Genomic DNA, 7237 nt, shown 5'->3' on the forward strand with positions numbered 1-7237 from the left:
GTCTACATGGCCTCGCTGTCGTCGTCGATGACCGGCCAGCTCTATGGCGCCAAGGCAGCACTCGGGCTGATCGCCGCCGTGCCGCCGGTCATCATGGGCATCGCCATCCAGCGCCATCTGGTGCGCGGGCTGACCTTTGGGGCGCTCAAGCAATGAGCGCCTTGACCGCAACGATTTCGGAGGACGAGATGGGCGCCGTGCGCGGCAAGCCAGTCCTGCGCGACGAAGGCACGCGGCTGGGCTTTCGCCTGACCTTGCCGGCGCAGATCCTGGTGCTGTTTATCTCGGCCTTTCCGCTGTTGATGCAGCTCTACATCAGCGTCACCGACTGGTCGCCGCTCTCGGGCCTCGGCTGGTGGAACGCCTGGGAGATGTGGGACAGCTTCGCCAACTACACCGACCTCGCCGCCGACGCGCGCTTCTGGAGCGCGCTGAAGCGCACTGCCATCGTCATGATCGTCTGCGTGCCAGCCGAGTTCCTGCTCGGCCTGGCACTTGCGACGCTGTTCGCCGACGATTTTCCCGGCAAGCGCATCTTCTATTCGATCCTCTTGATGCCGATGATGGTGGTGCCGGCGGTGGCCGGCTACATGTTCTTCATGCTGTTCCAGTCGGGCGGCCCGGTGAACGACATCCTGTCGGCAGTCACCGGCACGCAAGTCACCATTGCCTGGCTGTCGGACCCGACGCTGGCGCTGATCGCGGTGATGATCGCCGATATCTGGCAGTGGACGCCGCTGATGTTCTTGATCCTGCTCGCGGGCCTCGTCGGCGTGCCGGAGGACCAGATCAAGGCAGCGACGCTGCTCGGCGCCAATCCCTGGCAGCGCTTTACCACCATCGTGCTGCCGAAGATGAAGACGATCATCATCATCGCGCTGGCGATCCGGGTGATCGAGAACTTCAAGATCTTCGATACGCTCTACATCATGACCGGCGGCGGCCCGGGCGTCGCCACCGAGACGATCTCCGTCTACATCTACAAGGTCACCACGCAGGACCTGATCTGGGGCTATGTCGCGGCGATCGCGCTGGCCATCCTGGTCGTGCTCTCCATCGTCGCCGTGTTCGCCATGAAGCGCATGGCGCGGGCGAGACAGGTGCCGGCATGAGCGCGATCCAGCTCAAGCACCTCACCAAGACGTTCGGCGACTTCACGGCGCTGAAGACCATGGACCTCGAAATCGCCGACGGCGAGTTCATGGCGCTGCTCGGGCCGTCCGGCTGCGGCAAGTCGACGACGATGAACATGATCGCCGGCATGGAAGAGCCGAGCAGCGGCAAGATCCTGTTCGGCGAGCGCGACATGGCCGGGGTGCCGATGGGCCGGCGCGGCGTCGGCTTCGTCTTCCAGAACTATGCCATCTTCACCCATATGACGGTGCGCCAGAACCTTGCCTACGGGCCGAGGATGCGCGGTGCCGCGAAAGCCGAGATCGACCGGCGCGTCGGCGCCATCGCAGAGCTGTTGCAACTGACGCCGCTGCTCGACCGCAAGGCCGACAGGCTTTCGGTCAACATCCTGCAGCGCGTGGCGATCGGCCGCTCGGCGATCATGGAGCCGGCGATCTTTCTGCTCGATGAGCCGCTGTCCAATGTCGACGCGGCCTTCCGCGCGGTCATGCGCACCGAGCTGAAACAGCTGCAGCGCCAGTTCAAGCAGACCATGGTCTACGTCACCCACGACCAGTTGGAAGCGATGACCATGGCCGACCGCATCGCGGTCATGGACCATGGCGTGCTGCAGCAGGTCGGCACGCCGCTGGAGGTCTATAACAATCCGGCCAATGTCTTCGTCGCCCGCTTCATCGGCGCGCCGGGCATGAACCTGCTCAAGGGCAGGCCGGCGGAGAGCGACCCGGGTCTGGTCGTCGATCTCGGCCCGCTGGGCATCACGCCGCCATTGCCGGATGAGCTGGCGGCCAGTGTGCGCGGCGCACGCGGCGAGGTGCTTTACGGCTTCCGGCCGGAACAGGTGGCCTTGGCCCAAGACGGGCGCGGGCTTGCCATGCCTGTCACCTTCGTCGAACGCATCGGTGCACGTACCATCGTTCATCTCGGACGGGGCGAGGGCGCCGTGAAAGCGGTGTTCGACAATGATGTCGGGTTGTCGATCGGGCAAACCGCCGTTGTCGCACCCGCGGCGCCATCGGTGCGCATCTTCGACGCCGTCAGCGGCCTTGCGATGAGGGCGGGCTGAGCCATGGCCGATATCGTCTTCCGCAATGTCACGAAACGCTATGGCGGCACACTTGCCGTCGACGATGCCTCGTTCACCGTCAACGACAACGAGTTCTTCTGCTTCTTCGGGCCGCCGCTGTCGGGCAAGTCGACCATCCTGCGGCTGGTGCTCGGGCTGGAGACGCCGGATGCCGGCGAAATCCTCATCGGTGGCAAGCAGGTCAACACCGTGTCGCCGGCCGAGCGCAACGTGGCGATGGTGTTCCAGAACCTGGCGTTGTTCCCGCATATGAGCGCGCTCGACAATGTCCGCTTTCCGCTGGTTGAGCGGAAGGTCGCCGACGTCGATATCAAGCGGCGCGTCGCCGATGTCGCGGCCAAGCTGCATATCGGTCATATCCTGCACAAGCCGCCGGCGCAGCTTTCGGGCGGCGAGCGGCAGCGCGTGGCGATCGCACGGGCGCTGGTGCGCGATCCCAATGCCTACCTGATGGACGATCCGATCTCGGCGCTTGATGCGCGGCTGCGCGAGGAAACGCGCGTTGAGTTGAAGCGCATCCAGCGCGACCTCGGCAAGACGCTGATCTATGTCACCCATGACCAGGAAGAGGCGATGTCGATCGCCGACCGCATCGCCATACTGGACTATGGCAGGATCAGGCAGATCGGCGCGCCGGCCGAGATCTATGACCGCCCGGTCAGCACCTATGTGGCGCGGCTGCTCGGTTCGCCTGTCATGAACATCCTCAAATCCGTTCGCGGCGAGAGCGGCGTCGAAGCGGCCGAAGGCGCGCTCAGCATCGCCGACCGCGCGGCTCCGGCCGACGCAGTCGAGATCGGACTGAGGCCGGAAGACATCAAGGTCAGCCCCTGGAGCGACAACGGGAAGGCGGGCCAGGGCCGCCCGGCGCGGGTGTTCGAGGTCGAGCCGCTTGGCGGCTACACCGTGGTGACGCTCGCCGCCGGGCAGGCGCGGCTGAAGGCACTGCTGCGCGGCCAGCCCGATATCAGGCCCGATGCGATGGTGGCGATATCCTGCGAGCCGGCACGCGTGCATTATTTCGGACAGGGCGGAGGCGCGTTGGCAAGATGAATGCGGCCGCAAGGACAGAATTTCGGGAGGAAGGCATGACAGGCAAGGGCTTCGAGCCGGATGTGAAGGTCCGCACGAAGGAATACAGGATCGGCTGCGTCGGCGCCGGCATGATCATGGCCGAGTGCCACCTGGCCGCTTACAAGGAGGCGGGGTTCCCGGTGGTGGCGATCGCTTCGCGCACAAAAGCGAATGCGCAAAAGGTCGCTGACCGTTGGAGCATCCCGACCGTCCACGACACGCCTGAACAACTGATCGAGGACGCAAATATCGAGATCATCGACCTTGCCTTTCCGCCCGACCAGCAGCCGGCGCTGATCCGCCATGCGCTGAAGCAGAAGCATATCAAGGGGATCCTGGCGCAGAAGCCCCTGGCGCTGTCGGTCGAGGAAGCCGTCAAGCTGCGCGACGAGGCGGCGAAGGCCGGCAAGATCCTCTCGGTCAATCAGAACATGCGTTACGACCAGTCGATGCGCGTGTTGAAGCAGATCATCGACAGCGGCGCGCTGGGCGATATCGTCTTCGCGCAGATCGACATGCATGCCATCCCGCATTGGCAGACTTTCCTTCAAGGTTACGACCGGCTGACGCTCGCCAATATGAGCGTGCATCACCTCGACGTGCTGCGCTTCCTGTTCGGCGATCCCGACGAGATCACGACGCTGACGCGTAAGGATCCGCGCACGCAGTTCGACCATTCCGACGGCATCACCGTCTCGACGCTGCGTTTCCCCACAGGCGTGCTCGCCGTGTCGCTGGAGGACGTCTGGTCCGGTCCGCGCCAGGAGGGCTATCGCGACGACCAGCACATCAACTGGCGCGTCGACGGCACCAAGGGCGTCGCCAAGGGCACGATCGGCTGGCCGACGGGTGCCGCCTCGACACTGACTTACGCCTCGGCGGAGACGACCGGGGGCGAGTGGGTCAGCCCGAGCTGGGAGACGATGTGGTTCCCGCATGCCTTCATCGGGGTGATGGAGCAGTTGCAGCATGCGGTGAAGACCGGCACGCCGCCGGCGCTCACTGTTGCCGACAACGTCAAGACCATGGCGCTGGTGGAGGCGGGCTACCGCTCCATCGCGTTGGGCCGCACCGTCAAGCTTTCCGAAATCTCGACAAACTCGATCAACTGAAAATCACTGGCAGCTGAAATCACTGGCAGCTGAAATCACTGGCAACTGAATCGCTTACAGGGAGGAATTCACATCATGATGCAGGCAGGTATTTTCACGGGCTATTTCCCGTACGGCCTTGAAGAGACGGCGAAGAAGATCCGCGGGCTCGGTTTCAATACGGTGCAGCTCGACCTGCATTTCAGGGATGTCGACCTGTCGGCCGGCCAGATCACCAAGGACAAGGCCAAGAAGGTGCGCGACGTCTTCCGCGACAACAATCTGCCGGTCTGCTGCGTGTCGGGCTACACCAACATCATTCATCCTGACAAAGCCGAGCGTGACAAGCGCGTCGGCTATCTCAAGGAGATTATCCGTAACGCCCGTCATTTCGGCTCGCCTTACGTGATCTCGGAAACCGGCACCTACAACACCGAGTCCGACTGGGTGCATCATCCCAAGAACAAGACCGAGGAAGGGTTCGAGGAATGCCGCAAGGTGATCGCCGACCTCGCCCAGACGGCCTATGACCACGGCGCGGTGTTCCTGCTCGAAACCTATGTCAACAACGTCGTCGGCTCGGTCGAGGAGACGGTCAGGATGTTCGCGCAGGTCGATCATCCCGGTCTCGGCCTGCTAATGGATCCGACCAATTATTTCGAGACCCACAACATCGACCGGATGGACCAGATCCTGAACCAGGTGTTCGACACGCTGACCGACAAGATCAAGATCGCGCATGCCAAGGACGTCAAGCGCTCGGGCGACGACAAGTCGGAGAAGCATGCCGATATCGGTGACGCCGACGCGATGGAAAGCCACACCTTCCGTGGGGTTGGTGAAATCGAACTGCCGGCGCCCGGCCTCGGTTCGCTGAACTACGACCTCTATCTCCAGCGGCTGGCTGAAAAGCATCCGAACATCCCGGTGATCATCGAGCATCTGTCGGAGGACGACGTGCCGCGCGCCAAGACGTTCCTCGACGGGAAGTTCCGCGCCAACGGCCTGTGACGGCTAGCCGCGCCGCCCGGTGCATGGCGGCGCGGCTTCAAACAAGGGAGGAAAGAATGTTGAAATTCGCTTGGAAACTGGCTGCCGCCGCGACAGTGCTCGCCGGCGTCGCCCTTGGCACGACGGCGCAGGCGCAGGACGGCCAGAAGACCTTCTATCTCTTGTCGCATGGCGGCCCGTCGGATGCGTTCTGGATCGACTGGAACGCCGGCGCGACCAAGGCCTGCGACCAGCTCAAGGTGACCTGCAAGATCTCCTTCAGCGGCGGCGACATGGCGGCACAGAAAGAGGCCTTCAATTCGGCGCTTGCCGCCAAGCCCGACGGCATCGCCACCACCTCGGCGCAGCCGGGCCTCTGGACCGAGGAGGTGAAAGCGGCAAAGGCGGCCGGCATCCCGATCGTGTTCTTCAACACCGACGATCCGGCGACCGGACGGCAGGCCTATGTCGGCGCGGATCTCAAGGAAGCGGGCGTCACCTGGGCCAAATACCTCGTCGACCACAAGATGGTGAAGCAGGGCGACAAGGTGTTCCTGCCGGTCGAGGTTCCCGGCGCCAGCTATCAGCAGCTCGAGACTGAGGGCATTGCCAGCGTTTTCGATCCGTTGGGGATCAAATATGACGTGGTCGATTGCGGCACCGATCCGGCCGGCATCATCGCCAAGATGACCGACTACATGGTCGCCAACAATCCGCCGGCGATCATCGCGCTCGGCGATTCCGTGGCGGCCAGCGTCAAGCGCGTGTTCGATGGCGCCGGTGTGCCGGCGGGCAAAATCCCCGTCGTCGGCTGGGGCAATTCCAAGGAGACGGCGCAGGCCGTCAAGGATGGCTTCATCAACGCCGCCGCCTGGCAGTACCCGTCCGCGCAGGGCTTCATGCCGGTGGCGCTGCTCGGGCTCGCTGCCTCGGGCGAACCGATCGGCTACGACATCCATACTTTCGGTCTCTACGACGCCGCCAGCGTCGAGCCGATCCTGAAGCTCTACGACAAGAAATGAGAAGCCGGCGCCCGCCTAAAGCGGCGGGCGTTTTTTCAAGCATGGTCCAAGCAGGCATGACAATTGCCGCAGAAGACGACGCGCCGAGGGCGAAAGGTAGGTCCAGCCTGCTGCGCTCGCCGCAATTCTCCTCCTTCATCATCCTCATCGTGCTGCTGGCGGTGTTCGCTGTCGCCGACGCCAATTTCCTGTCGCCGCTCAACATCTCCAACATGATGGCGTTCCTGCCCGAGCTCGGCATCATCGCGCTCGGCATGACACTGCTTTTGACGGCAGGCGAATTCGACCTTTCCGTCGGCGCCGTGTTCGGGCTGGCGCCTGTGGTGGTGATGCTCCTGGTGCAGAATGGCGGCGTCGATATCGGGGTCGCGCTGCTGGCAGGACTTGTGCTGTGCATCGCGATCGGCGCGATCAACGGGCTGATCGTCACCAAGATCGGCATCTCGTCCTTCCTGGTCACGCTGTCGATGCTGCTCGTCGTGCGTGGCGCGGCGCTTTACATCACGCAGGGCTTTCCGCTGAAATCCTGGGACCAGCCCGGCTTCTTCGTGACACTGCTCGCGGGCAGTTTCAACATCGGTTCATTCCGCTTCTACACCTCGCTGTGGTGGTTCATCGGCCTTTCGCTGTTTGCCATCTACATCCTGCGCTACGCCAAGCTCGGCAACTGGATCAGCGCCATCGGTTCCACCCGCAACGCGGCGGTGGCGCGTGGTGTGCCCGCCGACAGCGTCAAGATCTGGCTGTTCGTCGCGACCTCCGTGCTTGCCGGCCTTGCCGGCATGATCAGCGCCTTCCGCATCTCCGCCGCCTCGCCGGTGGCCGGCACCGGCTACGAG

At 63.7% G+C, this 7237-nt stretch carries 7 protein-coding genes; all 7 read left to right on the top strand.

Annotated elements, in window-relative coordinates; translation table 11 throughout:
- The first annotated feature begins 152 nt into the window (after positions 1 to 152).
- Entirely contained in the window at positions 153 to 1112 is a 960-nt protein-coding gene (locus tag EOA36_RS21390) for a sugar ABC transporter permease (RefSeq protein ID WP_127279313.1), read from the top strand.
- Entirely contained in the window at positions 1109 to 2200 is a 1092-nt protein-coding gene (locus EOA36_RS21395; RefSeq protein WP_127279314.1) for an ABC transporter ATP-binding protein, read from the top strand. Before EOA36_RS21390 ends, EOA36_RS21395 begins: the two co-directional genes overlap by 4 nt.
- Before the next feature lie 3 nt (positions 2201 to 2203).
- Complete coding sequence (locus EOA36_RS21400) at positions 2204 to 3274, top strand: ABC transporter ATP-binding protein (protein WP_127279315.1); 1071 nt, start codon at positions 2204 to 2206, stop codon at positions 3272 to 3274.
- A 35-nt stretch (positions 3275 to 3309) separates the two neighbouring features.
- Positions 3310 to 4407: a Gfo/Idh/MocA family oxidoreductase gene (locus EOA36_RS21405; RefSeq protein ID WP_127279316.1), complete on the top strand. Its 1098-nt coding sequence runs from the start codon at positions 3310 to 3312 to the stop codon at positions 4405 to 4407.
- A 75-nt stretch (positions 4408 to 4482) separates the two neighbouring features.
- On the top strand, positions 4483 to 5397 hold the full coding sequence (locus tag EOA36_RS21410; RefSeq protein WP_127279317.1) for a sugar phosphate isomerase/epimerase: 915 nt from the start codon (positions 4483 to 4485) through the stop codon (positions 5395 to 5397).
- 56 nt (positions 5398 to 5453) lie between these two features.
- Positions 5454 to 6398: a substrate-binding domain-containing protein gene (locus EOA36_RS21415; protein WP_127279318.1), complete on the top strand. Its 945-nt coding sequence runs from the start codon at positions 5454 to 5456 to the stop codon at positions 6396 to 6398.
- A gap of 41 nt (positions 6399 to 6439) precedes the next feature.
- On the top strand, positions 6440 to 7237 hold a 798-nt coding region (locus EOA36_RS21420), incomplete at its 3' end, for an ABC transporter permease (RefSeq protein ID WP_145969246.1).

Origin of the sequence: Mesorhizobium sp. M8A.F.Ca.ET.021.01.1.1 (assembly GCF_003998025.1) — a bacterium.
Lineage (GTDB): Bacteria > Pseudomonadota > Alphaproteobacteria > Rhizobiales > Rhizobiaceae > Mesorhizobium.

Bases quoted from the DNA above. Each gene is read 5' to 3' on its own strand.
- EOA36_RS21390 (WP_127279313.1), top strand. From the start codon at position 153: ATGAGCGCCTTGACCGCAACGATTTCGGAGGACGAGATGGGCGCCGTG.
- EOA36_RS21395 (WP_127279314.1), top strand. From the start codon at position 1,109: ATGAGCGCGATCCAGCTCAAGCACCTCACCAAGACGTTCGGCGACTTC.
- EOA36_RS21400 (WP_127279315.1), top strand. From the start codon at position 2,204: ATGGCCGATATCGTCTTCCGCAATGTCACGAAACGCTATGGCGGCACA.
- EOA36_RS21405 (WP_127279316.1), top strand. From the start codon at position 3,310: ATGACAGGCAAGGGCTTCGAGCCGGATGTGAAGGTCCGCACGAAGGAA.
- EOA36_RS21410 (WP_127279317.1), top strand. From the start codon at position 4,483: ATGATGCAGGCAGGTATTTTCACGGGCTATTTCCCGTACGGCCTTGAA.
- EOA36_RS21415 (WP_127279318.1), top strand. From the start codon at position 5,454: ATGTTGAAATTCGCTTGGAAACTGGCTGCCGCCGCGACAGTGCTCGCC.